23 protein-coding genes are annotated in these 23,972 nt (G+C 60.2%); 14 read left to right on the forward strand and 9 right to left on the reverse strand.

What is annotated here, in order from left to right:
* The first annotated feature begins 41 nt into the window (after positions 1-41).
* Positions 42-2,168, forward strand: coding sequence for a S9 family peptidase (locus ACSBQQ_RS00075; protein ID WP_080431113.1), 2,127 nt, complete (start codon positions 42-44; stop codon positions 2,166-2,168).
* A gap of 121 nt (positions 2,169-2,289) precedes the next feature.
* Complete coding sequence (locus ACSBQQ_RS00080; RefSeq protein ID WP_060427675.1) at positions 2,290-4,551, forward strand: TonB-dependent receptor domain-containing protein; 2,262 nt, start codon at positions 2,290-2,292, stop codon at positions 4,549-4,551.
* 22 nt (positions 4,552-4,573) lie between these two features.
* Here the strand turns inward: ACSBQQ_RS00080 and ACSBQQ_RS00085 are convergent, their stop codons facing one another.
* From ACSBQQ_RS00085 to amiA, 3 genes are all read right to left on the reverse strand, one after another.
* Positions 4,574-5,029, reverse strand: a complete 456-nt coding sequence (locus tag ACSBQQ_RS00085; RefSeq protein WP_004936514.1) for a YaiI/YqxD family protein — start codon at positions 5,027-5,029, stop codon at positions 4,574-4,576.
* On the reverse strand, positions 5,029-5,949 hold the full coding sequence (hemF, locus tag ACSBQQ_RS00090) for an oxygen-dependent coproporphyrinogen oxidase (RefSeq protein WP_060427676.1): 921 nt from the start codon (positions 5,947-5,949) through the stop codon (positions 5,029-5,031). Before hemF ends, ACSBQQ_RS00085 begins: the two co-directional genes overlap by 1 nt.
* A gap of 65 nt (positions 5,950-6,014) precedes the next feature.
* Complete coding sequence (amiA, locus tag ACSBQQ_RS00095; RefSeq protein WP_033654993.1) at positions 6,015-6,896, reverse strand: N-acetylmuramoyl-L-alanine amidase AmiA; 882 nt, start codon at positions 6,894-6,896, stop codon at positions 6,015-6,017.
* 204 nt (positions 6,897-7,100) lie between these two features.
* Here amiA and ACSBQQ_RS00100 point away from each other — a divergent pair, with 204 nt between their 5' ends.
* Positions 7,101-7,526: a GNAT family acetyltransferase gene (locus tag ACSBQQ_RS00100; protein WP_004936504.1), complete on the forward strand. Its 426-nt coding sequence runs from the start codon at positions 7,101-7,103 to the stop codon at positions 7,524-7,526.
* Between the two features lie 42 nt (positions 7,527-7,568).
* On the opposite strand, the gene ACSBQQ_RS00105 is transcribed toward ACSBQQ_RS00100, so the two are convergent.
* Positions 7,569-7,967 carry a YgiW/YdeI family stress tolerance OB fold protein gene (locus ACSBQQ_RS00105; protein WP_016926776.1) on the reverse strand — a complete coding sequence of 133 codons (399 nt, stop codon included), beginning with the start codon at positions 7,965-7,967 and terminating at the stop codon, positions 7,569-7,571.
* A 178-nt stretch (positions 7,968-8,145) separates the two neighbouring features.
* On the opposite strand from ACSBQQ_RS00105, the gene ACSBQQ_RS00110 reads away from it, so the two are divergent.
* From ACSBQQ_RS00110 to ACSBQQ_RS00155, 10 genes are all read left to right on the forward strand, one after another.
* The gene (locus tag ACSBQQ_RS00110; RefSeq protein WP_033649848.1) at positions 8,146-8,610 is read left to right on the forward strand and encodes a DUF2919 domain-containing protein; all 465 of its coding nucleotides are present in this window, start codon (positions 8,146-8,148) and stop codon (positions 8,608-8,610) included.
* Positions 8,611-8,766: 156 nt separating this feature from the next.
* Entirely contained in the window at positions 8,767-9,354 is a 588-nt protein-coding gene (locus ACSBQQ_RS00115) for an RpoE-regulated lipoprotein (RefSeq protein WP_033635465.1), read from the forward strand.
* 182 nt (positions 9,355-9,536) lie between these two features.
* Positions 9,537-10,436: a Dyp-type peroxidase gene (locus tag ACSBQQ_RS00120; RefSeq protein WP_033635464.1), complete on the forward strand. Its 900-nt coding sequence runs from the start codon at positions 9,537-9,539 to the stop codon at positions 10,434-10,436.
* A gap of 201 nt (positions 10,437-10,637) precedes the next feature.
* Positions 10,638-11,660: a sulfate ABC transporter substrate-binding protein gene (locus tag ACSBQQ_RS00125; protein WP_033635463.1), complete on the forward strand. Its 1,023-nt coding sequence runs from the start codon at positions 10,638-10,640 to the stop codon at positions 11,658-11,660.
* On the forward strand, positions 11,661-12,500 hold the full coding sequence (cysT, locus tag ACSBQQ_RS00130; RefSeq protein WP_019453852.1) for a sulfate/thiosulfate ABC transporter permease CysT: 840 nt from the start codon (positions 11,661-11,663) through the stop codon (positions 12,498-12,500). It begins immediately after the preceding gene.
* The gene (gene cysW, locus ACSBQQ_RS00135; protein WP_033635461.1) at positions 12,500-13,375 is read left to right on the forward strand and encodes a sulfate/thiosulfate ABC transporter permease CysW; all 876 of its coding nucleotides are present in this window, start codon (positions 12,500-12,502) and stop codon (positions 13,373-13,375) included. Before cysT ends, cysW begins: the two co-directional genes overlap by 1 nt.
* Positions 13,365-14,453, forward strand: coding sequence for a sulfate/thiosulfate ABC transporter ATP-binding protein CysA (gene cysA / locus ACSBQQ_RS00140; RefSeq protein WP_060427678.1), 1,089 nt, complete (start codon positions 13,365-13,367; stop codon positions 14,451-14,453). The genes cysW and cysA overlap by 11 nt, the downstream gene beginning before the upstream one ends.
* A gap of 81 nt (positions 14,454-14,534) precedes the next feature.
* Positions 14,535-15,416, forward strand: a complete 882-nt coding sequence (gene cysM / locus ACSBQQ_RS00145) for a cysteine synthase CysM (RefSeq protein ID WP_039567071.1) — start codon at positions 14,535-14,537, stop codon at positions 15,414-15,416.
* Between the two features lie 257 nt (positions 15,417-15,673).
* Positions 15,674-16,354: a response regulator transcription factor gene (locus ACSBQQ_RS00150; RefSeq protein WP_033635459.1), complete on the forward strand. Its 681-nt coding sequence runs from the start codon at positions 15,674-15,676 to the stop codon at positions 16,352-16,354.
* 6 nt (positions 16,355-16,360) lie between these two features.
* Entirely contained in the window at positions 16,361-17,686 is a 1,326-nt protein-coding gene (locus ACSBQQ_RS00155; RefSeq protein WP_039564844.1) for an ATP-binding protein, read from the forward strand.
* Positions 17,687-17,761: 75 nt separating this feature from the next.
* On the opposite strand, the gene crr is transcribed toward ACSBQQ_RS00155, so the two are convergent.
* From crr to cysZ, 5 genes are all read right to left on the reverse strand, one after another.
* Positions 17,762-18,271, reverse strand: a complete 510-nt coding sequence (crr, locus tag ACSBQQ_RS00160) for a PTS glucose transporter subunit IIA (RefSeq protein WP_004936467.1) — start codon at positions 18,269-18,271, stop codon at positions 17,762-17,764.
* A 49-nt stretch (positions 18,272-18,320) separates the two neighbouring features.
* Positions 18,321-20,048 (reverse strand): phosphoenolpyruvate-protein phosphotransferase PtsI, encoded by a 1,728-nt coding sequence (gene ptsI, locus ACSBQQ_RS00165; RefSeq protein ID WP_004936461.1) that lies wholly within the window; start codon positions 20,046-20,048, stop codon positions 18,321-18,323.
* 46 nt (positions 20,049-20,094) lie between these two features.
* Positions 20,095-20,352: a phosphocarrier protein Hpr gene (gene ptsH, locus ACSBQQ_RS00170; protein WP_033635455.1), complete on the reverse strand. Its 258-nt coding sequence runs from the start codon at positions 20,350-20,352 to the stop codon at positions 20,095-20,097.
* A 398-nt stretch (positions 20,353-20,750) separates the two neighbouring features.
* Positions 20,751-21,719: a cysteine synthase A gene (gene cysK, locus ACSBQQ_RS00175; protein WP_033635454.1), complete on the reverse strand. Its 969-nt coding sequence runs from the start codon at positions 21,717-21,719 to the stop codon at positions 20,751-20,753.
* A gap of 185 nt (positions 21,720-21,904) precedes the next feature.
* On the reverse strand, positions 21,905-22,663 hold the full coding sequence (gene cysZ / locus ACSBQQ_RS00180) for a sulfate transporter CysZ (protein WP_060427680.1): 759 nt from the start codon (positions 22,661-22,663) through the stop codon (positions 21,905-21,907).
* Between the two features lie 221 nt (positions 22,664-22,884).
* Between cysZ and zipA the strand changes: the two genes are divergently transcribed.
* A complete protein-coding gene (gene zipA / locus ACSBQQ_RS00185) occupies positions 22,885-23,901 on the forward strand; it encodes a cell division protein ZipA (protein WP_060427682.1) in 1,017 nt (338 codons plus the stop codon).
* Positions 23,902-23,972: the final 71 nt, after the last annotated feature.

A 23,972-nucleotide genomic window follows, 5' to 3' on the forward strand; every position in this document is an offset into this window, starting at 1 on the left:
CGTATCGCCGTCGTCCGCCTTTTCAAACTTCGTGAGGGATTATGAATCCGCTGTTATCCACCCCGCGCCGTCGCATCGCGGTCGCGCTCTGGTTTTCTTTAGGCGTCGCCGGCGCCGCGCTGGCGCAACCGCAGCCGCCGTTGGCGGAACGCGCGCCGAAAGCGCTGACCGCCCACGGCGAGACGCGCACCGACGATTACTACTGGCTGCGCGACGACAGCCGAAAAGAGCAGAAGGTGCTGGACTACCTGAAGGCGGAGAACCGCTACACCGAGCAGATGATGGCGCCGTACCAGAAGCTGCGCGCCACGCTGTATCAGGAGATGCTGGGCCGCATGAACCCTGACGATCGTTCGGTGCCGTATCAGCTCAACGGCTATCGCTATCAGGAAAGCTACGCCGCCGGTAAAGATTTCGCGCGGTATCAGCGCCAGGCACTGACCGCCGACGCGCCGTGGCAAACCTTGCTGGACGCCAATCAGCGCGCGGCCGGCCACGCCTACTATCGCCTGGGGGCGATGGACGTCAGCCAGGACAACCGCCGCCTGGCGGTGGCCGAAGATCTGCAGGGCCGCCGCCAATACCGCATTTCCCTGCGCGAGATAGGCAGCGAACGCTGGTCGCCGGAAACGCTGGAAAACACCTCCGGCAACATGGTGTGGGCCAACGACAACCAAACCCTGTTCTACGTGCGCAACCACCCGCAAACGCTGTTGCCATACCAGGTTTATCGCCATCAGTACGGTACGCCGACGGCGGAAGATAAGCTGGTGTACCAGGAAAACGATCCGGCGTTCTACCTCAGCCTCGGCCGCTCGTCCTCGCGTGATTACCTGATTCTGACCATCAGCGGCAACACCACCTCCGAAGTGCGCCTGATCGACGCCAACCAGCCGCAGCGCGAGCAGCAGCTGTTCGCCGCCCGGCAGAACGGCCGCGAGTACTATCTCGATCACTACCGCGGCGAGTTCTATCTGCGTTCCAACCATCAGGATCCGAACTTTGGCCTGTACCGCACGGCGGCGGCGGGCAATCCCTGGCAGACGCTGATCGCGCCGCAGGCGCAGCACGAGGTGGAGAACTTCAGCCTGTTCCGCGACTGGCTGGTGGTGCAGGAGCGCGCCAACGGGCTGGTGCAGCTGCGGCAAATCAGCTGGGACGGCAAAACCGAGCGCGCCATCCCGTTCGATGACGCCAGCTACATGGCCTGGCTGGGCTATAACCCGGAGCCGGACAGCGATCGGTTGCGCTACGGCTATTCGGCGATGACCACGCCGACCCGCACCTATGAGTGGGATCTGAACAAGGGCGAGCGCACCCTGTTGAAGCAGCAGGAGGTGAAAGGCGTCGATCCGAGCCTGTATCACAGCGAGCGCATCTGGGTAACGGCGCGTGACGGCGTGAAGGTGCCTGTCTCGCTGGTGTACCGCACATCGCTGTTCAAAAACGGGCATAACCCGCTGCTGGTGTACGGCTACGGCGCTTACGGCATGAGCATGGATCCGGCGTTCAGCGCCAACCGCATCAGCCTGCTGGATCGCGGCTTCGTCTATGCGTTGATCCACGTGCGCGGCGGCGGCGAGCTGGGGCAGAGCTGGTACAAGCAGGGCAAGCTGACGCACAAACCGAACAGCTTCAACGACTTCATCGACGCTACCCAGGCGCTGATCAAAGACGGCTACGGCCAACCGGGGCGCATCTATGCCATGGGCGGCAGCGCTGGCGGCTTGCTGATGGGGGCGGTGATCAATCAGGCGCCGCAGCTGTACAACGCGGTGGTGGCGCAGGTGCCGTTCGTCGACGTGGTGACCACCATGCTGGACGACAGCATTCCGCTCACCACCGGGGAATACGAGGAGTGGGGCAACCCGCACCAGCCGGCCGCCTATGCGCTGATGAAGTCCTACAGCCCGTACGACAACGTGCGCAAGCAGCGTTACCCGAACCTGCTGGTTACCAGCGGCTTGTACGACTCCCAGGTGCAGTATTGGGAGCCGGCCAAATGGGTGGCGAAGCTGCGGCGCTTCAAGCAGGGCGATTCGCTGCTGCTGCTCTCCACCGACATGACCGCCGGCCACGGCGGCAAGTCGGGCCGCCTGGCGCGGCTGGAAAACGGCGCGCTGGAGTACGCCTTTATTTTGGCGGCGGACCGGCAGGCGCAGAAATAACCTTTAGCGCCGCAGCACGCTGCGGCGCAATAAAACAATAAAAACCTTTAGCCGCGCTTTCGGCGGGCTTTTTGCTGGGCATTGTCGGCCATCAAACCTTATTGGCTATTTCTGGGGATATATGAAAATCAAAATGATAGCGAGCCTGATCGGCGCGGGACTGGCGCTGTACGGGCAGGCTGCGGCCGCGCAGGAACAGGCGGAAAATAATAAAGGCAGCGTGGCGTTCAGCCCGCTGAACGTCTCGGCCGCCGACAGCGGCAAAAGCAGCGAAAAAGACGCGCTGGCCCGGCCGGGCGCGTTCAGCTCGCGCGACGAAAACAAGAATCTCGAGTCGGTGGACAGCATTCTGCGCAGCATGCCGGGCACCTATACCCAGATCGATCCCAGTCAGGGGGCCGTCAGCGTCAATATCCGCGGTCTGAGCGGTTTTGGCCGGGTCAATACCATGGTCGATGGCATTACCCAGAACTATTACGGTACTTCCACGTCTGGTGTGATGTCACACGGTTCGACCAATAACCAGGCGGGGGTCTTGATAGATCCCAATTTTATCGTCGGAGTGGACGTGGCGCGCGGTGAGAACAGTGGCGGCAGCGGCGTAAATGCGTTGGCAGGCAGTGCTAACTTCCGCACAATCGGTGTCGATGATGTGATCTTTTCTGGCAATCCTTTCGGGGTGAGAACCAAATTCTCTGTCGGCAGCAACGGCATTGGCCGCAGCGGCATGATCGCCGTCGCCGGTAAGGGGCAGGCGTTTACCGATACCGGCAGCATTGGCGCGATGGCCGCGATCAGTGGGAGCTCCATTTACTCGAACTTCAACAATGGCGACGGTATCAGCAGCGAAGATTTTGGGTACGATGAATTTATGAAGCAAAATCCCAAGTCACAGCTGTTCAAACTGGATATCAAACCGAACGAGTTCAATAGCATTGAGTTTTCCGCCAGGAACTACCAAAACCGCTTTTCTCGGCGCGATATCGATAGCCATGACCTTTATCTCAAATATCACTATGCGCCGTTTTCGGAGTTGGTGGATTTAAACCTCACCGTCAGCACCAGTAAAGGCAATCAGAAATACGACGGCGGTTCGCTGTTCACCTTCTTTAACACCAACGCGGAAAACCGCTCCGATGCGCTGGATATCAATAACACCAGCCGATTCAGCCTGCTGGATACCGATGTAGCCTTCAGCTATGGCGGCAAACTGATGCGCAACCAATACCGTAAGCATGTAGAATCGGCTATAGAGAATTCGCAGACGGCGCAGGAAGCAATAGAAAATAATACCTTCGCGCCATCCGGCGAGCAGCGAATCGGCAGTTTATATACCGGCCTGCAGCTTAACCGGGATATCTATCAGCTCGATCTCAACCTGAACTACACCAGCAACAAGCTGACCGGCTATAAGCCTGAATGCGATTATCGCGTGGAGTGCTTCCCGCAAGGGGCCGCGAGCATCAATTTGAAAGAGCAAGGGTTCAATCCTTCGGTAATGCTATCGGCGCAGGTGACGCCGTGGTTGCAGCCATTCGTCAGCTACAGCAAGTCGATGCGTGCGCCGAACATTCAAGAAATGTTCTATTCCAACTCGGGTGGCGCATCGATGAACCCGTTCCTCAAAGGTGAACGAGCGGAAACCTGGCAGGCCGGCTTCAACGCCAACGGGCACGATCTGCTGGTTAAGGAAGACTCTTTACGCCTCAAGGTCGTGGGCTATACCAGTAAAGTGCGCAATTACATCTTCAGTGAATCTTACATGGTGTGCCGCAATGGACGGAAATGCAGCTATCGCGAAAATCTGGAAAACGATTGGGCCGATGCGAGCGAAGATTACTCGGACAATATGTATATCTACGTCAACTCTCTGACGCCGGTGCGTATGCATGGTGTTGAGGTTGAAGCCAACTATGATGCCGGCCGAGCCTTCGCGCGCGTCTCTTTCAGCAAGCAGCACACCGAGCAGCCGACCTCCATCGCCAGCACCTATTTCGGCGCCGGGGATATCAATGAACTGCCGGACATGTACTTTACGTTGGATACCGGGGTGCGTTTTCTTGATGAATCGCTAACCGTCGGCAGCATCGTGAAATATACGGGCAAGACGCGTCGCCTGTCGCCGGATTATGAGCAGAGTGAATCGACCGGTGAAATCCTCAAGCAGGAAATGCCGAATATTCCTACCGTTATCGACCTGTACAGCACTTATCAGATCAACCGCAACGTCATGCTGAAATTCAGCGTGCAAAACGTGATGAACAAGAGCTATTCCGAGGCGTTGAACAAACTGAATATGTTGCCGATCCAGGGGGATGACGCGACGGCCGCCAACACCGCCCGTGGGCGCACCTATATCTTCGGTGGGGAGGTGCGCTTCTAAACCGCAGCAGAGCAGGGTGCAGTCACTGCGCCCGCTTTGCCTGCAGCAGCCATTTGTCCAGCTCGTTGGCGAACTGCTGGCGATCGCGCTGGTTCAGCGCGTTCGGGCCGCCGGTCTGGATGCCGCTGGCGCGCAGGGTATCCATAAAATCGCGCATGTTGAGGCGCTCGCGGATGGTGTCCGGCGTATAGCGTTCGCCGCGCGGGTTCAGCGCTACCGCGCCTTTCTCTATCACCTCCGCCGCCAGCGGAATGTCGGCGGTGATCACCAGATCGCCCGCTTCGCAGCGGCGCACGATCTCGTTGTCGGCCACGTCGAAGCCGGCCGCCACCTGCAGCGAACGGATGTACTTCGACGGCGGCGTGCGCAGCGGCTGGTTCGCCACCAGCGTTACGGTGATGGCGGTACGATCGGCGGCGCGGAACAGCACCTCTTTGATCACGTTCGGACAGGCGTCTGCATCGACCCAAATCTGCATCATTTCGGCTCCTGCAGCCAGTCGCGCACCGGCAGAAAATCGCGCGCCAGCGCCGCTTCCGGGCTGCCTGTGTCCGGCTGGTAGTTATATTCCCAACGCACCAACGGCGGCATCGACATCAGAATGGACTCGGTGCGCCCGCCGGTTTGCAGCCCGAACAGCGTGCCGCGATCCCATACCAGGTTGAACTCCACGTAGCGGCCGCGGCGATACAGCTGGAACTGACGCTCGCGCTCGCCCCAGGTCAAAGCCTTGCGTTTTTCCACGATCGGCAGATAGGCGTCGAGGAAGCCCTGGCCCACCGCGCGGGTGAAGGCGAAGCAGTGGTCGAAGTCCGGGGTGTTCAGATCGTCATAGAACAGGCCGCCGATGCCGCGCGCTTCGTTGCGGTGCTTGATGAAGAAGTAATCGTCGCACCACTGTTTGTATTTGGGGTAGACCTTGTCGCCGAACGGCGCGCACAGCTCGGCCGCGGTGCGGTGCCAATGCACGGCATCCTCTGCGAAACCGTAGAACGGCGTCAGATCAAAGCCGCCGCCGAACCACCACACCGGCGCCTCGCCCGGCTTTTCGGCGATGAAGAAGCGCACGTTGGCGTGGCTGGTGGGCACGTAGGGGCTGAGCGGGTGGATAACCAATGAGACGCCCATCGCCTGGAAGCTGCGCCCGGCCAGCTCCGGCCGGTGCGCGGTCGCCGAGGCCGGCAGGGTGGCGCCGGAGACGTGCGAGAAGTTGACCCCTGCCTGTTCGAACACCGCGCCGTTGGTCAACACGCGGCTGCGGCCACCGCCGCCTTCTTCACGCGTCCATTGGTCTTCGGTGAACGCGGCGCCGCCGTCGGCCTGGGCGAGCTGCGCGCAGATGTGATCCTGCAGCGCCAGCAGGAAGGATTTTACTTCAGCGATGTTAGGTAAACTCATGCGGGGTCTTTATAGCGTCTGGCTGAACAAGGCGCTGAGTATACTCTTATTCGCCGCCCGCGGCATCAGCGGGGTTTGCGTTGGTGGGCGTCGAAATAGTCGAAGAAGTTAACGATGCCGTCCGCGATGGCGCGGGCAATCTTCTCGCGAAACGCGGTGGTGCCCAGCAGCCGCTCTTCGTTCGGGTTGGTGATGAACGAGGTTTCCACCAGCACCGAGGGAATGGACGGCGATTTCAACACCGCAAACGCCGCCTGTTCAGTGCTGTCGCTGTGCAGATGGTGTACTGGGCGAATTTGGCCGAGCACGTGGCGGCCGAGTGTCAGGCTGTTGTTGATGGTGTCGGTTTGCACCAGATCGAACAGCACCTGCTGCAGGTAGTTGTCCTGATCCTTGTATTTACCGCCCGCCACGTCGTCGGCGGCGTTTTCACGGTTGGACAGGTAGCGCGCCATGGCGCTGCTGGCGCCGCGGTTGGACAGGGCGAACACCGAAGCGCCGGAGGCCGATGGGCTGGTAAAGCCGTCGGCGTGAATCGAAATGAACAGGTCGGCCTGGTGCTGGTGGGCGATCTCCACCCGCTGGAACAGCGGAATGAATTCGTCTTCTTCGCGCGTCAGGCGCGCCTCGACGTGATCGCGCTCATGCAGAAAACGGCGCACGTGGTTGGCGATTTCCAGCACGATGTGTTTTTCCTGCGAGCCTTCGTGGCCGACCGCGCCGGAGTCGATGCCGCCGTGGCCGGGATCGATCATCACCAGCTTCTTGGCACCGGCCGGTTTCGCCGCCGGCTTGCTGTGTTGATTGCGCAGCAGGCCTTCCGCCCTGGCGCGTTGGCTTTTCACGCCGAGCAGCGCCACCGCTAGGCCGGAAAGCAAAAGTTGGCGTCGCGTCGGGGAAACGGCAAGCGGTTTAAAATTGAGGAAGGGTTTACCTTGCTTTTTCATTACGCAACGCTCCGTCGACGTTTCTATTTTGCGACGTTATATCGTATTGATAATCATTAATCGACCCGATAACTATTTCCATTTATTACGCCTGTTACCGGCGATTTCTGGGCAAATAGCGCGGTAAATCGCAGTTTGATATTGCGTAAGTGAATAATCACGCGATAATCAGATAAACACCTTAATTAACAGCGGCCAACATCGATGGAAATTCGCGTATTTCGACAAGACGACTTTGAAGAAGTCATTACCCTGTGGGAGCGCTGCGATCTGCTGCGGCCCTGGAACGATCCGGAAATGGACATCGAGCGCAAGCTGAACCACGATCCGGAGCTGTTCCTGGTGGCGGAAGTCGGCGGCGAAGTGGTCGGTTCGGTGATGGGCGGCTATGACGGCCACCGCGGCTCGGCGTATTACCTCGGGGTGCATCCCGACTATCGCGGGCGCGGCATCGCCAATGCGTTGATCAACCGTCTGGAGAAGAAATTGATCGCCCGTGGCTGCCCGAAGATCCAGATTATGGTGCGCGAAGACAACGACACGGTGGTCGAGATGTACGAGAAGCTCGGCTACGAGATCCAGGGCATCACCAGCCTGGGCAAGCGGCTGATCGAAGATCAGGAATATTGAGCGGGCGGCGGGCGGCGGCGTTGCACCGCCCGCCGCAGTGCATTACGGCAGCTTTTTGACGGTTTTCACGTCCACTTCGACGCTGCTCCAGTCTTTATCCACTTTGCCTTCCAACTGCACCTTGTCTTTCGGCGTAACGGTTTGGCCGTTCCAGCGCTTGCGATCGATTTCGACCGTCAGCGTGCCGGTGGCATCGCGGAAGGTATAGGTGTCGTCGCCGATGCGCTGCTCGATATTGCCCTGCAGCATCACCCAAGTGTCGTCGCTCAGCGATTTCACCTTGTCCACGGTGGTCAGCGCCGCGCTGGGGCCGGAGAAACCGCCTTGTGCGGTGGTTTGCGTTTGAGCCTGCGGCGCGGCCGGATCGAGGAACCCGCCTTGCTGCGCCAGTACCGGTGCGCTGCACAGCGCGATCAGAGCGGCCAGAGTCAGTTTTTTCATGTTGCGCTTCCTTATCATCGTTATCGAAAATCACATCCCGCTGATATCGGGCTGCTTGTTAAGTGCTAACGATTAAAACACACCGATCTTAAGAGCTTCTTAAGCCGACGCATTGAAATTCTCGCCGCCGGCGCCCATCTGTAGCCATAGTCTTTATTCTGTTGGCAAGGAACGATCGTTGAAGCCATTCTCACCCCGGTTTTCCCCGGACGATTACGACCAGCACGGCGCGCTGCGGCTGCCGCTGGGATTTTGGGCCGTGTTGATTTTGCAGGCGCGCACCTGGCTGCTGTTCGTGATGGCCGGCGCTTCGCGCGAGCAGGGCGAAAGCTTGCTGGCGCTATTTTATCCGGATACCCAACGTTTTTGGTACGGCATGCTGCTCGGCCTGCCGGCGGCGCTGGCGTTTTTGCTAAGCGGCCGCCGCCACCAATGGCCGCGGCTGTGGCGCGGCTGGCGCTGGGGGCTGGCTGTCTCCCTGCTGGCGTCGCTCGGCGGCTCGTTGTTCAGCCTGTGGCACCAGGACGGCGATGCGCCGGGGCTGGAGCTGGCGTTGGCGCTGCTCGATGCGCTGGCGCTAAGCTATCTGTTGCTGAATGCGCGCCTGAAAGCCTGCTTTGCGCCGGCGGAGCACGCCGACTAATTGCCGAGAAGTGCGGCACTTTTCGCATTTTCCGCACTCCAAGCTGGCAACCGTTGGCGTAGTGCGGGCCGTTGTGAGAGGCTGGCACGCAGCAAAATGCCGAGTGCGGCGGGGGCGGGTTACCGCCCCGTGCCATTGATGTTTAAGGAGCTAGAGATGAATATTCGCCCCCTGCTGTTAGGGCTTCCGCTGTTACTGACCGGCTGTTCGAGCATGTCCAATTTTTCCTGGTCCAGCCTGTCGCCGTTCAACTGGTTCGGCAGCAGCCTGGAGGTCGGCGCCAAGGGCGTCGGCAAGCTCAACGCCGGCACGCCGATGTCGGAAAGCGCCATCAACGACGGGCTGGACGGCAACTACCGCCTGCGCGGCGGCATGGCGACCAGCAACGGCCAGATCGTCTCTTATTACCAGGCGCTGTCCGGCGACGAGGTGAAGCTGGTGATCACCGGCGAACCGAAAGGGCGCCTGCAGCGGGTAGACGTGCTGGATCCGCAAGTGGCGACGGAGTGGGGCAACAAGCTCGGCACGCCGTTCGGCGACATGTACAGCAAGGCGTTCGGTTCCTGTAAACCGGGCAGCGGCGAAGACGCCGGTAAAGTGGAGTGCGTGGCGGAGCAGAGCAAGTACGTCACCTACATCTTCAGCGGCAAGTGGGCCGGGGCGCAGGATATCATCCCGCCGGACGACACCCTGAAAAGCTGGACGGTCAGCAAAATCATCTGGCACGCCAAGCCGCAGCAGTAACGCGTTCAACGGGCGTCGGTTCGCGGCGCCTGTCTTTTCAAGCCATTACCCCTATTTTCTTTGCGCTGCTGCAAGGCAATCGCCCGTGCTTGCGGTATGATAGCGCGCGTTTGTAACAGGGAACCCGCGCGTCAACCGCCATACCTTACCTGTTGCCGGATTCTGGTATTGAGGATAACAACATGACACAGGTTCAGAGCGGCATTCTGCTGGAGCACTGCCGTTTCGCCATTTTTATGGAAGCCAGCGTACAGGGCGAGTTCGCCGACTTGCGCCAGGGCTGCAAGCAGTTTTGTCAGACGCTGAGCGAGCTGCAGCAGCAGTTCCCCGATGCGCGCCTCGGCGCGGTGATCGCTTTCGGCTACGATGTTTGGCACGATCTCTCCAGCGGCCAGGGCGCGCAAGAGCTGAAGCCGTTCACGCCGCTCGGCAAAGGGCTGGCGCCAGCCACCCAGCGCGATATGCTGATCCACATCCAGTCGCTGCGCCATGACGTCAACTTCACGCTGGCGCAGGCCGCGTTGGCGGCGTTCGGCAACGCCATCAAGATTGAAGAAGAAACCCACGGTTTCCGCTGGGTGGAAGAGCGCGATTTGAGCGGCTTTATCGACGGCACCGAAAATCCGCAGGGCGAGCAGCGCCCGGCAGTGGCGACGATCGCCGAAGGCGAAGAGGACGCAGGCGGTAGCTACGTGCTGGTGCAACGTTACGAGCACAACCTGCGCCAGTGGCAGCGCTTTACCACCGAACAGCAGGAACAGATTATCGGCCGCACCAAGCACGACAGCGAAGAGCTGCCGGCCGACCAGCGCCCGGATACCTCGCACGTCAGCCGCGTCGATCTGAAAGAGGATGGCAAAGGCCTGAAAATTTTGCGCCAGAGCCTGCCTTACGGCACCGCCAGCGGCAAGCATGGCCTGTTCTTCATCGCCTATTGCGCACGCCTGCACAATATTGAGCAGCAGCTGCTGAGCATGTTCGGCGATCTGGACGGCAAACGCGACGCGATGCTGCGTTTCAGCCGTGCGGTGACCGGCAGCTACTACTTCGCGCCATCGCTGACTCGCCTGCTGTCACTTTGACGCCGTTGCCGAAGCCGGCACGCCCGGCTTCGGCCCGTTTTCCCGCCCCGAAAACACCTCGCATTCCCTGCCTTATAGCGTTTGATGCTTGTAAATCACTAAACGGTATATAAAAGCGTTACAGCTCCGCACCGAGTTATAAATACACTGGTCGTCAATAAGGCGAAAGCCTGAAGGAATGACTCAGTGATAAGGTGCAGAATGAAACAAAACCGGGTTAAAAATCTCGTGCTGAAAGGTTGGCTGGCGGCTGCGCTGTTGGCGAGCGGCGCCGCGTCGGCGGCGGAATTGCTGAACAGCTCTTATGACGTTTCCCGTGAATTGTTCGTCGCGTTGAATCCCGGCTTTGAACAGCAGTGGAATCAACAGCATCCGAACGACAAGCTGACCATCAAACAATCGCATGCCGGTTCCTCCAAGCAGGCGCTGGCGATCCTGCAGGGCCTGCGCGCCGACGTGGTGACGTACAACCAGGTCACCGACGTGCAAATCCTGCACGATCGCGGGCAGCTGATCCCGGCGGACTGGCAGGCGCGCCTGCCGAACAACAGTTCGCCGTTCTATTCCACCATGGCGTTTCTGGTGCGCAAGGACAACCCGAAGGGTATCCACACCTGGAACGATCTGGTGCGCGACGACGTGAAGCTGGTGTTCCCGAACCCGAAAACATCCGGCAACGGCCGTTACACCTATCTGGCCGCCTGGGGCGCCGCCAGCCAGGCCGACGGCAACGACGCGGCCAAGACCCGCGCCTTCATGACCCGATTCCTGAAAAACGTGCTGGTGTTCGATACCGGCGGCCGCGGCGCGACCACCACCTTCGTTGAGCGCGGCTTGGGCGACGTGCTGATCAGCTTCGAGTCCGAAGTGAACAACATCCGCAAGCAATACGGTGAAGACAAGTACGAAGTGATCGTGCCGCCGGTCGATATTCTGGCGGAGTTCCCGGTGGCCTGGATCGACAAAAACGTCGAGCGCAACGGCACCGAACAGGCGGCTAAAGCCTATCTGAACTATCTCTACAGCCCGGCGGCGCAGCAGGTGATCACCAGTTTCTACTATCGCGTGTATGACCAGAAAGCGATGGCGGCGGCGAAGGGGCAATTCCCGGACACCCAACTGTTCCGCGTGGAAGATCAATTCGGCGGCTGGCCGCAGGTGATGAAAACCCACTTCGCCACCGGCGGCGAGCTGGATCAGCTGTTAGCGGCAGGGCGCAAGTAAATGTTGGCGTTGTCGTCCAGTAAGCGGGTGCTGCCCGGATTTGGCCTCAGCCTCGGCAGCAGCCTGTTTTATACCTGTTTGATCCTGCTGCTGCCGCTCACCGCGCTGGTGATGCAACTGGCGCAGATGAGCCTGGCGCAATACTGGGAAGTGATTTCCAACCCGCAGGTGGTGGCGGCGTATAAAGTGACGCTGCTGGCGGCCGGCGTCGCCAGCCTGTTCAATGCGGTGTTCGGCATGCTGATGGCCTGGATCCTGACGCGCTACCGTTTTCCCGGCCGTTCGCTGCTGGACGGCCTGATCGATCTGCCGTTCGCGCTGCCGACCGCGGTGGCCGGCCTGACGCTGGCCGGCCTGTTTTCCACCACCGGCTGGTACGGTCAGTGGCTGGCGCACTTCGACATCAAGGTCACCTTTACCTGGCTTGGGATCGCGGTAGCGATGGCGTTCACCAGCCTGCCGTTTGTGGTGCGCACCGTGCAGCCGGTTCTGGAAGAGCTGGGGCCGGAATACGAAGAGGCGGCCGAGACGCTGGGCGCCACGCGCTGGCAGAGCTTCCGCCGCGTGGTGCTGCCCGAGGTGGCGCCGGCATTGTTGGCCGGCACCGCCATCTCCTTTACCCGCAGCCTGGGCGAGTTTGGCGCGGTGATTTTCATCGCCGGCAATATCGCCTGGAAGACGGAAGTCACCTCGCTGATGATTTTTGTGCGTTTACAGGAGTTCGATTATCCGGCGGCCAGCGCCATCGCCTCGGTGATCCTGGCGGCGTCGCTGCTGCTGCTGTTCAGCATTAACGTCTTGCAAAGCCGCTTCGGCAGACGCTTGGGAGGAGGGCACTGATGGCTGATGTTTCCGCCTTCAACGGCGCCGAGCGCCCGCGCGTCAACTGGGGCAAGTGGACGCTGATCGCCATCGGCGCGCTGTTCTCGGTGCTGCTGCTGGTGGTGCCGATGATATCGATTTTCGCCGAGGCCTTTTCCAAAGGATTCGGCGCGATGTGGAGCAACTTGCTCGATCCGGACATGCTGCACGCCATTTGGCTGACGGTGTTGATCGCGCTGATCACCGTGCCGTTCAACCTGGTGTTCGGCACGTTGCTGGCGTGGCTGGTGACGCGCTTCACTTTCCCCGGCCGCCAGCTGCTGCTGACGCTGATCGATATCCCGTTCGCCGTTTCACCGGTGGTGGCGGGGCTGATTTACCTGCTGTTTTATGGCAGCAACGGCCTGCTGGGCGGCTGGCTGGATGCGCATAACATCCAGATCATGTTCTCCTGGCCGGGCATGGTGCTGGTGACCATTTTCGTCACCTGCCCCTTCGTGGTGCGCGAGCTGGTGCCGATGATGCTCAGCCAGGGCAGCCAGGAAGACGAGGCCGCCATTCTGCTGGGGGCGTCCGGCTGGCAAATGTTCCGCCGCGTGACGCTGCCCAACATTCGCTGGGCGCTGCTGTATGGCGTGGTGCTGACCAACGCGCGCGCCATCGGCGAGTTCGGCGCGGTGTCGGTGGTGTCCGGTTCGATTCGCGGCGAAACCTACAGCTTGCCGCTGCAGGTCGAGCTGTTGCAGCAGGATTACAACACCGTCGGCTCCTTTACCGCCGCCGCCCTGTTGACCCTGATGGCGATCGTTACCCTATTTTTGAAGAGCGCGCTGCAGTGGCGTCTGGAACGTCAAAATGCGCGTCTCGAGCGGGAGGAAAATCATGAGCATTGAGATTAACGGCATCAACAAGTACTTCGGTCGCACCAAGGTATTGAACGATATCTCGCTCGATATTGCTTCCGGTGAGATGGTGGCGCTGCTCGGGCCGTCCGGTTCCGGCAAGACCACGCTGCTGCGCATTATCGCCGGGCTGGAAAGCCAGAGCGGCGGCAAGCTGGGCTTCCACGGCACCGACGTCAGCCACATGCACGCGCGCGACAGGCGCGTGGGCTTCGTATTTCAGCACTATGCGCTGTTCCGCCACATGATGGTGTTCGACAACATCGCCTTCGGCCTGACCGTGCTGCCGCGTCGCGAGCGCCCGAACGCTGCGGCGATCAAACAGAAAGTCACCCAGCTGCTGGAAATGGTGCAGCTGGCCCACCTGGCCAACCGCTATCCGTCGCAGCTGTCCGGCGGCCAGAAACAGCGCGTGGCGTTGGCGCGCGCCCTGGCGGTGGAACCGCAAATTCTGCTGCTGGACGAACCGTTCGGCGCGCTGGATGCGCAGGTGCGCAAAGAGCTGCGCCGCTGGCTGCGTCAGCTGCACGAAGAGCTGAAGTTCACCAGCGTGTTCGTCACCCACGATCAGGAAGAGGCGATGGAAGTGGCCGACCGCATCGTGGTGATGAGCCAGGGCAATATCGAACAGGTAGGCTCGCCGGAAGAGATCATGCGCGAACCGGCCAGCCGCTTCGTGCTGGAGTTCATGGGGGAAGTGAACCGCCTGAACGGCGAGATCCGCGGCTCCCAGCTGTTCGTCGGCGCGCACCAGTGGCCGCTGTCGTTCCAGCCGATGCACCAGGGCAGCGTCGATCTGTTCCTGCGCCCGTGGGAAATGGAAGTGGCGACCGAAAGCAGCGAGCGCTGCCCGCTGCCGGTGCAGGTGCTGGAAGTCAGCCCGCGTGGCCACTTCTGGCAGTTGACGGTGCAGCCAATCGGCTGGCATCAGGAGCCGATCGGCGTGGTGTTGCCGGAAGGCAACCCAACCCCGGTGCGCGGCGGCCGTTATTACGTCGGCAGCCTCAATGCGCGGCTGTATGCCGGCGATCAACTGCTGCAACCTGTTGCGTTAGCCAAAAGCGCCTGATAGGTTTTAGCTGCCCTTTTATTCAAGGCAACCCCCGGGTTGCCTTTTTACTTTACGCACACCAACACACAGGCAAAGATCGTGACAACGCTCGAACAATGCATCGGGAATACCCCGCTGGTACAACTGCAACGGCTGGCCGCCCAGGCGGGCAGCGAGGTATGGGTCAAACTGGAAGGCAATAACCCGGCGGGCTCGGTGAAGGATCGCGCTGCGTTGGCGATGATCCAGCAGGCGGAGCTGCGCGGCGAGATCAAGCCCGGCGACGTGCTGATCGAGGCCACCAGCGGCAACACCGGCATTGCGCTGGCGATGATCGCCGCGTTCAAAGGCTATACGCTGAAGCTGCTGATGCCGGAGAATATGAGCCTGGAGCGGCAGGCGGCGATGCGCGCCTACGGCGCCGAGCTGATCCTGGTCAGCCGTGAGCAGGGAATGGAAGGGGCGCGCGATCTGGCGCTGGAGATGCAGCGCCAGGGGCAGGGCAAGGTGCTGGACCAGTTCAACAACCTCGACAACCCCTACGCCCACTTCACCACCACCGGCCCGGAGATCTGGCGCCAGACCGAAGGGCGCATCACGCACTTCGTTTCCAGCATGGGCACCACCGGTACCATTACCGGCGTGGGCGGTTACCTGAAGAGCCAGAATCCGCAGGTGCAGATCATCGGCCTGCAGCCGGCGGAAGGCAGCAGCATTCCCGGCATTCGCCGTTGGGCGCCCGCTTACCTGCCGGGCATTTTCCGCCCGGAGCTGGTGGATCAGGTGCTGGATATCGAGCAGCGCGATGCCGAGCAGACCATGCGCCAGCTGGCGCAGCGTGAAGGCATCTTCTGCGGCGTCAGCTCCGGCGGCGCGGTGGCCGGCGCCCTGCGCGTCGCGGCGGCCCATCCCGGCAGCGTCGTGGTGGCGATCGTCTGCGATCGCGGTGACCGTTACCTCTCCACCGGCGTGTTCGACTGAATGTGCCCTCCCGGCGGCGCGTTCCGCCGGGAAACCCCCTCTCACTTCCCTTTTGACCGACGGCATAGCCGCCCCGCCAGCATGGCGGCTGGCGCCTGTCTGCATGCCAATGCCCTGACTGAAGTAGAGAAATCGCGCGACAGCAGCCACACTAACGGTGGCGAGACGCGAACGGCGATGTGTAAGGATTGAGTAAAACCGGCTGCGGGCCGGCGGAATTGGCGGGAAAATAACGAAAATCGGTGAAGGAGCAAGGCATGAAAATTTTACTGGTCGACGATGACCTGGAGCTCGGCACCATGCTGAGCGAATACCTGACGGGCGAAGGCTTCGACGCCACGCTGGTGCTGACCGGCAAGGCGGGAGTAGAGGGCGCGCTGTCGGGCGACTATACCGCGATGATCCTCGATATCATGCTGCCGGACATGAGCGGCATCGACGTGCTGCGCGACGTGCGTAAAAAGAGCCGGTTGCCAATCATCATGCTGACCGCCAAAGGCGACAACATCGATCGGGTGATTGGTCTGGAGATGGGCGCCGACGATTACATGCCCAAGCCGTGCTACCCGCGCGAACTGGTGGCGCGTCTGCGCGCGGTGCTGCGCCGTTTCGAAGAGCGGCCGCAAGAGGCGGACGACGAGGCCGCCATCAGCTTCGGCGAGCTGACGCTGAACCCTTCAACCCGTAGCAGCGAATGGCGCGGCAAGGCGTTTGATTTGACCGCTTCGGAATTCAATCTGCTGGAGCTGTTGCTGCGCGCGCCGGATCGCGTGGTGTCGAAGGACGAACTGTCCGAGAAGGGGCTGGGGCGCCCGCGCGAGGCCTATGACCGCAGCGTGGACGTGCACATCAGCAATATCCGCCAGAAGCTGAGCGCGTTGGCTGGCAGTAAGCTCATTATCGAGACGGTGCGCAGCATCGGCTATCGCATTCGGTAACCTGATATGCGCGGAAGACTGTTCTGGAAAATTTTGCTCGGCTTTTGGCTGACTTTCCTCATCATGACGCAGGCGCTGTGGGTGGCGTTTTCTCTCTATGGCGATCGCTATGTGCCGCCGGAGAACGCCATGGCGCGGCGGGTGATCGGCCTGCAGCTGGCCTCGGCCGCCACCCAGTTGCGCAGCGGTGGCATGTCGGCGCTGGAAGCCCTGATGCGCGACTGGCCCGAGGACGACAGGCGTTTGCTGTCGGTGACGCCGATGACCCAACCGCCGCCGCCCGCGCCGGAAGAACCGGCGTTTGAAGGGCGGCGGATGCCGAAAGAGATCTCTGCCTGGGTGCAGACCGGGGAAGGGCAGGGATACTGGCTGAGTTATAACGTGCGCGGGCTGCGGGAAGAGTATCGGCCGGAGCGGCGTTCCCACTTCTTCAACATTCCTGCGCCGATGCTGTGGGTCGGCGGGCTGGGCGGTTTGCTGTTCAGCGCCGTGCTGGCCTGGAACCTGACCCGGCCGATGCGTCAGCTGCGCGGCGGTCTGGATCGGGTGGCGCAGGGCGATCTGTCGGTGCGGCTGTTCCCGAAGATGCGGCGCCGCCATGACGAGCTGTCCGACGTGGCGCGCGATTTCGACACCATGGCCGAGCGGCTGGAACTGCTGGTCAGCGCCCGCGAGCAGCTGTTGCACGACGTTTCGCACGAGCTGCGTTCGCCGCTGGCGCGCCTGCAGCTGGCGATCGGCCTGGCGCGGCAGAATGCCGGCAACGTTGAAACCTCGCTCAAGCGCATCGAACACGAATCGGGGCGGCTGGACAAAATGATCGGCGAGCTGCTGGCGCTGTCGCGTACCGAACACAGCAGCCTGCCGGACGAGGAGTATTTCGATCTGTACGGCCTGGTGGATGCGGTGGTGAGCGATGCGCGCTACGAGGCGCAGGTGCCCGGCGTGGATATCGTGCTGCAGGCCGAGTCGGACGTGGAGTACACCGTCAAGGGCAATGCGGAGCTGATGCGGCGAGCGGTGGACAACATCGTGCGTAATGCGCTGCGCTTTTCCAGCCACGGCCAGCGGGTGACGGTGGCGCTCACGCGCGTCGATAACCAGTTTCAGATCGCGGTCAGCGATCAGGGGCCGGGGGTCGAGGAGGCGAAGCTGTCGAGCATCTTCGATCCGTTCGTGCGCGTGAAGTCGGCGCTGTCGGGCAAGGGCTACGGCCTGGGGCTGGCGATTACCCGCAAAGTGGTGCTGGCGCACGGCGGCCAGGTTGAGGCGCGCAACGGCGATAAAGAGGGGCTTGTCATTACCCTGCGCATCCCGCGCTGGCCGTCATAACGTAGCGAAATCGGGATACGACGAAGGGGATAAAAAAACGGCGCCGAGGGCGCCGTTTTTCTTGCTCATCCGCGCTTACTTCTTGATGCGGATAATCGGGGTTTCGCCAACGGTCACGCTGCCGGACAGTTTGATCAGCTCTTTGATCTCGTCCATGTTGGAGATAACGACCGGCGTCAGGGTAGACTTGGCTTTCTCTTCCAGCAGTGGCAGGTTGAACTCGATAACGACGTCACCTTTCTTGACGCGCTGGCCTTCTTCGGCGATGCGTTTGAAGCCTTCGCCTTTCAGTTCTACGGTATCGATGCCGAAGTGGACGAACAGCTCAATGCCGCTGTCGGATTCGATAGAGAATGCATGGTTGGTTTCGAAAATCTTGCCGATGGTGCCGTCAACCGGAGCAACCATTTTGTTGCCGGCCGGTTTGATGGCGATACCGTCGCCAACGATTTTTTCAGCGAACACTACGTCCGGCACATCTTCGATATTGACGATTTCGCCAGAAAGGGGAGCGACGATCTCGATAGTGCCCGTGTCTTTCTTGTCATCAGAAACCAGAGATTTCAGTTTATCGAACAAACCCATGATCTTCTCCTAAGCATTAAATTGGGCGGCGTTCCAGTGTCGTGGAAGTTTAGCAGAGCGTTTTTTCTTCGATGAATTTATTGACGCAATTCATCAGGTCTTGTGCCGTTGGCTGTGCCAAGGCCTGCGCTGCCAACGCCTTCACATCTTCGAAATTCGTGTTACGAATAATTTTCTTGATGCGCGGGATTGAAATCGCACTCATGCTGAACTCATCCAGCCCCATGCCCAATAACAACAGTGTAGCACGCTCATCGCCAGCCAGTTCGCCGCACATGCCGGTCCACTTGCCTTCCGCGTGAGATGCATCAATAACCTGTTTGATCAGGCCTAGCACTGATGGGGACATCGGGTTATAGAGATGAGAAATCAGCTCGTTGCCGCGATCTACCGCCAGAGTATACTGGGTTAGATCGTTTGTCCCAATACTAAAGAAGTCGACTTCTTTCGCCAGGTGGTGAGCGATGACCGCCGCAGCCGGTGTTTCCACCATCACGCCCACTTCGATGCTCTCGTCAAACGCCTTGCCTTCTTCGCGCAGCTGCGCTTTCAGCGTCTCGATTTCGCCTTTCAGATCGCGCACTTCTTCCACGGAGATGATCATCGGGAACATGATGCGCAGTTTGCCGAACGCCGAGGCGCGCAGGATGGCGCGCAGCTGGGCGTGCAGGATTTCACGGCGGTCCATCGCGATGCGGATGGCGCGCCAGCCGAGGAACGGGTTCTCTTCCTTCGGCAGGTTCATGTACGGCAGGTCTTTGTCGCCGCCGATGTCCATGGTACGGACGATCACGGCCTGCGAGCCCATGGCTTCCGCCACGGCTTTATAAGCCTGGAACTGCTCGTCTTCGGTCGGCAGCGAGTCGCGGTCCATGAACAGGAACTCGGTACGATACAGGCCGACGCCTTCCGCGCCGTTGCGCTCTGCACCCGCGACGTCGCGCACGGTGCCGATGTTGGCGCAGACTTCAACCTGATGGCCGTCCAGCGTAATCGCCGGCAGGTCCTTCAGCTTGGCCAGATCGTTTTTCTCGGTGATGTATTGGTTCTGGGCGGCTTTCAGCTGATCGATAACGTCAGCGGTCGGGTTAACGTAAATCTGGTTGTTAACCGCATCCAGAATCAGGTAGTCGTCGTTTTTCACCTGCTTGGTCACGTCGCTGGTACCGACGATCGCCGGCAGCTCCAGGGAGCGCGCCATGATAGAGGTGTGGGAAGTCCGGCCGCCGAGATCGGTAATGAAGCCCAGTACTTTGTCCAGGTTCAGCTGCGCGGTCTCGGACGGGGTCAGATCGGTGGCCACCAGGATCACTTCGTCCTGAATGGAGCCCAGATCGACGATCGGCATGCCCAGAATGTTCTGCAGCAGGCGCTTGCCGATGTCGCGCACGTCGGCGGCGCGTTCTTTCAGGTACTCGTCGTCCAGCTCTTCCAGCGCTTTCGCCTGACCTTCGATCACGGTGTAGGCGGCGGCGTCTGCGGAGGCCAGATCGTCTTTGATTAGGGCTATGATTTCCTGCTCAAGCTCTTCGTCTTCCAGCAACATGATGTGGCCTTCGAAGATAGCTTCCTTCTCTTCGCCGAAGGTTTCGCCAGCTTTGGTCTTGATCGCTTCCAGCTGTTCGGACGCTTTCGCGCGGCCGGCCAGAAAACGCGAGACTTCCTGCTCTACTTGATCAGCAGAGATTTTCTTCCGGTTGATGACGATGTCGTCTTCTTTCAGCAAGAGAGCCTTACCAAAAGCGATGCCCGGTGATACTAAAATGCCTGAAATCATAACCCTACCTTACTCTTGACTGGTGTTAACTAAAAAGACGGGCCGATTACTCAAGCTCTGCCATCAGTTTTACCAAGTGCTCAACGGCTTTCTGCTCGTCTTCACCTTCAGCGGAGATTGTCACTACGGTCCCTTGAGTCAGCCCCAGAGTTTGCAGTTTGAACAGGCTTTTAGCGCTGGCGCTTTTGCCGTTGGAGGTCACGGTGATGTCAGACGCGAAGCCTTTGGCTTCTTTAACGAACTGAGCGGCAGGGCGAGTATGCAGACCATTCGGAGCGGTAATAGTAACTTCTTGCTGGAACATTGATGTTTCCCCAACTTATTGGATTAATGTTGTGGAGCTAAAGTTTAGCCCAGGGGCCTGACTTTAGCTTGTCTGGTTATAGCGCCTGACTATGGACAGGGGCGAACGTTGATGCAACAGAAAACGACGCGTTAGGCACTTCAGATCAAAAAACTCGGCTTTAGACGTCGTTCCAATCCGCTCCCCATTATGCCCGATTCGCCGCGTCGGCGACAGATGAGTAAATCGATTCAGCCTTGACCGGGCTCAGGGGGGATTAATTTTGCGCATCGAAATAATGCACCGTTAAATACTAAAGCCGGCGGGCAAAAGCAATCTTGGACTGCTATAAAGTTTGATCCAGTCCACAAAAAAGCACCCCGCAGGGTGCTTTTTTAGCGATTTGTGCAGTGGCGGAATTACTGCTGCAATTCCTGCTCGGTGAACAGATCGGCGAACAGCGCGGTGCTCAGGTAACGTTCGCCGGAAGAGGGCAGGATCACCACGATGGTCTTGTCGGCGAACGCCGGTTCTTCGGCCAGTTTCACCGCCGCCGCGACCGCTGCGCCTGAGGAAATGCCCGCCAGGATGCCTTCTTCGTCCATCAGGCGGCGCGCCATGCTGATGGCCTCGTCGTTGGAGACTTTCTCGACGCGATCCACCAGATCCAGATCGAGGTTGCCCGGAATGAAGCCGGCGCCGATGCCCTGGATCTTGTGCGGGCCCGGTTTCAGCTCTTCACCGGCCAGCGCCTGGCTGATGACCGGCGAGTCGGTCGGCTCGACCGCCACGGTGGTGATGGCCTTGCCTTTGGTGTTCTTGATGTAGCGGCTGACGCCGGTCAGCGTGCCGCCGGTGCCGACGCCGGAGATGAATACGTCGACGTCGCCGTCGGTGTCTTCCCAGATTTCCGGGCCGGTGGTTTTTTCATGGATCGCCGGGTTGGCCGGGTTGCTGAACTGTTGCAGGATCAGGTAACGATTCGGGTCGGTGGCGACGATCTCTTCCGCTTTGGCGATGGCGCCTTTCATGCCTTTCGCCCCTTCGGTCAGTACCAGATTGGCACCCAGCGCCTTGAGCAGCTTGCGGCGCTCGATGCTCATGGTTTCCGGCATGGTCAGCGTCAGCTTGTAACCGCGTGCGGCGGCAACGAAGGCCAGCGCGATGCCGGTGTTGCCGCTGGTCGGCTCCACCAGCTCTTTGCCGGCGGTCAACACGCCGCGTTGTTCCGCATCCCAAATCATATTGGCACCGATGCGGCATTTGACGCTGAAGCTCGGGTTGCGTGATTCAACCTTGGCCAGAATGCGTCCGTTGCCGATACGGTTCAGACGAACCAGCGGCGTATGGCCGATTGTTAATGAGTTGTCTTCATATATCTTGCTCATAGCCCGTCCTTTAACTCTATGAAAATGTGGGGAACATCGAAAGCATACGCTAACAGTACCGGCAGGGAAGTAAAGAATTGGTATATCTATATGTTATTAGGAAATAAGTTTTAAGCACAATGATAAGGGCGCGAAATGCGCGCCCTGTCGAAAATTCCCGCGCTATCGGCGGTAAAAAGCGGCGGTTATCGGACGAACTGTGAGCGGTAGCGATCGACCCACATGGCGGTGGCGCCGCAGACGGCGACCGGCAGGATCACCAGGTTGAGGATCGGGATCATGGTGAACAGGCTGACCAGCGCGCCGAACTGCAGGTTAGCGGGTTTGTGCTGGCGCAAGGCGCGGCGCATGTCGGCAAAGCTCACCTTGTGGTTGTCGAACGGATAGTCACAATACTGGATCGCCAGCATCCAGGCGCTGAACAGGAACCACAGCACCGGCGCCACCGTCTGGCCGATGCCGGGCACGAAGTACAGCGCCAGCAGCAGCAGCGCGCGTGGCAGGTAATACATCAACTTGCGCCATTCGCGCGCCATGATGCGCGGCAAATCTTTGGCGATGCCGAGCAGGCCGGTGTCCGGCAGCGGTTTGCCGGTCAGGCGGCCTTCGAGCTGCTCGGCCAGCAGGCCGCAGAACGGCGCGGCGATCAGGTTGGTGATGGTGCTGAACAGATAGCTGAACACCAACAGCACCGAAATGACCGCCAGCGGCCACAGCAGGTAGCTCAACCATTGCAGCCAGTCGGGAACGTGGCTCATCATCGCCGGGATCCAGTCGCCGAGTTGGCTGAACAGCCACCAGAAAGCGGAACCCATCAGCAGCACGTTGACCAGCAACGGCAGGACCACATAGCGTTTAATCCCCGGGCGCGAAATCAGGCGCCAACCCTCGGCGAAATAGTGAATGCCGCTGGTCGAACGGGAAGGGGGCTGCGTATAGGACATATCTTAAGTTATCTCGTTGTCTGAACAGGCATCATTATCATATAGGGATGATTTTCCACTGGCTAGGGTAGGGTTGGCTGAAAAACCAGCAGAAAAAGGCAGTATAATCATCTTTATTGGCATAAAGTTCAGCACGGACTTGCACTTGTGTGCGCGGGCAAATAGAGTTAAAGAGTGAATGTTTGCCGCGGTGGCAATGTATTGGAACAACAGAGATAGCAATGATGCAGGATTTGCGTCTGATATTAATCGTTGTTGGCGCGATCGCCATAATAGCGCTGTTATTGCACGGTCTGTGGACCAGTCGCAAAGAACGGTCAGCGCTCTTCCGCGATCGCCCAGCCAAACGTTCCCAAAAGGAACGTGAACAAACTCCGATCGACGATCTTGAAGAAGGCGTCGGTGAGGTGCGCGTACGCGCCGCTCACCCGCAAGACGAGCCGTCATTCGGCCATTTCGATGCCGCACGCGAAGAACCCGTGGCCGCGCCGAAGCCCGCTCCGGCGGCTGCGCCGGCGCCCCGCGCCGTTCAGCCGGCTGCCCATCAGACGCCGCCTCCGCTGTCTCAGCGGCCGGAGTATGATGACATCCTGCTGAACAACTACGCGCCGGACGAAGAACCGGCCGAACCGCAGCAACCGCAACCGGCCGCGCGCCGTGAGCCGCGCGTCGACGATCTGCCGCATGAACATGAGGTGCCGCAGGTGGCGGAACCGGCATTCCACGCCGAGCCGGCCTCTGTGCAGCCAGCGCCGGAAGTGAAGCCTGCGCCGGAACCTGCACCGCAGCCGGCGGCTGCGCCAATTCAGGCTAAACTGAAAGAGACCGTGCTGGTGCTGCACGTCGCGGCCCACCAGGGCGGCGTGATCGGCGGCGAAGTGCTGCTGCAGAGCGTGTTGCAGGCCGGCTTCCAGTTTGGCGAAATGGGTATCTTCCACCGCCATATCAGCCCGGCCGGCAGCGGCCCGGTGCTGTTCAGCCTGGCGAACATGGTCAAGCCGGGATCGTTCGATCCTGACATGATGTCCGACTTCTCCACGCCGGGCGTGTCGATGTTCATGATGGTGCCGTCTTACGGCGACGCCAATCAGAACTTCAAGCTGATGCTGCAGTCGGCACAGCGCATCGCCGACGACGTGGGCGGCGTGGTGCTGGACGACGAGCGCCGCATGATGACGCCGCAGAAGCTGGAAACCTACAAAGCGCGCATCCGTGAAGTGTTGGAAAACAACGCCTGACCGGGTTGCCGCGCGCACAGAACATCCGTAACAACAAAGCCCCCGCTAGCCGGGGGTTTTTTATCTTTGAT

This window comes from Serratia sp. G204Y (assembly GCF_051172435.1).
Classification (GTDB): Bacteria; Pseudomonadota; Gammaproteobacteria; order Enterobacterales; family Enterobacteriaceae; genus Serratia; species Serratia sarumanii.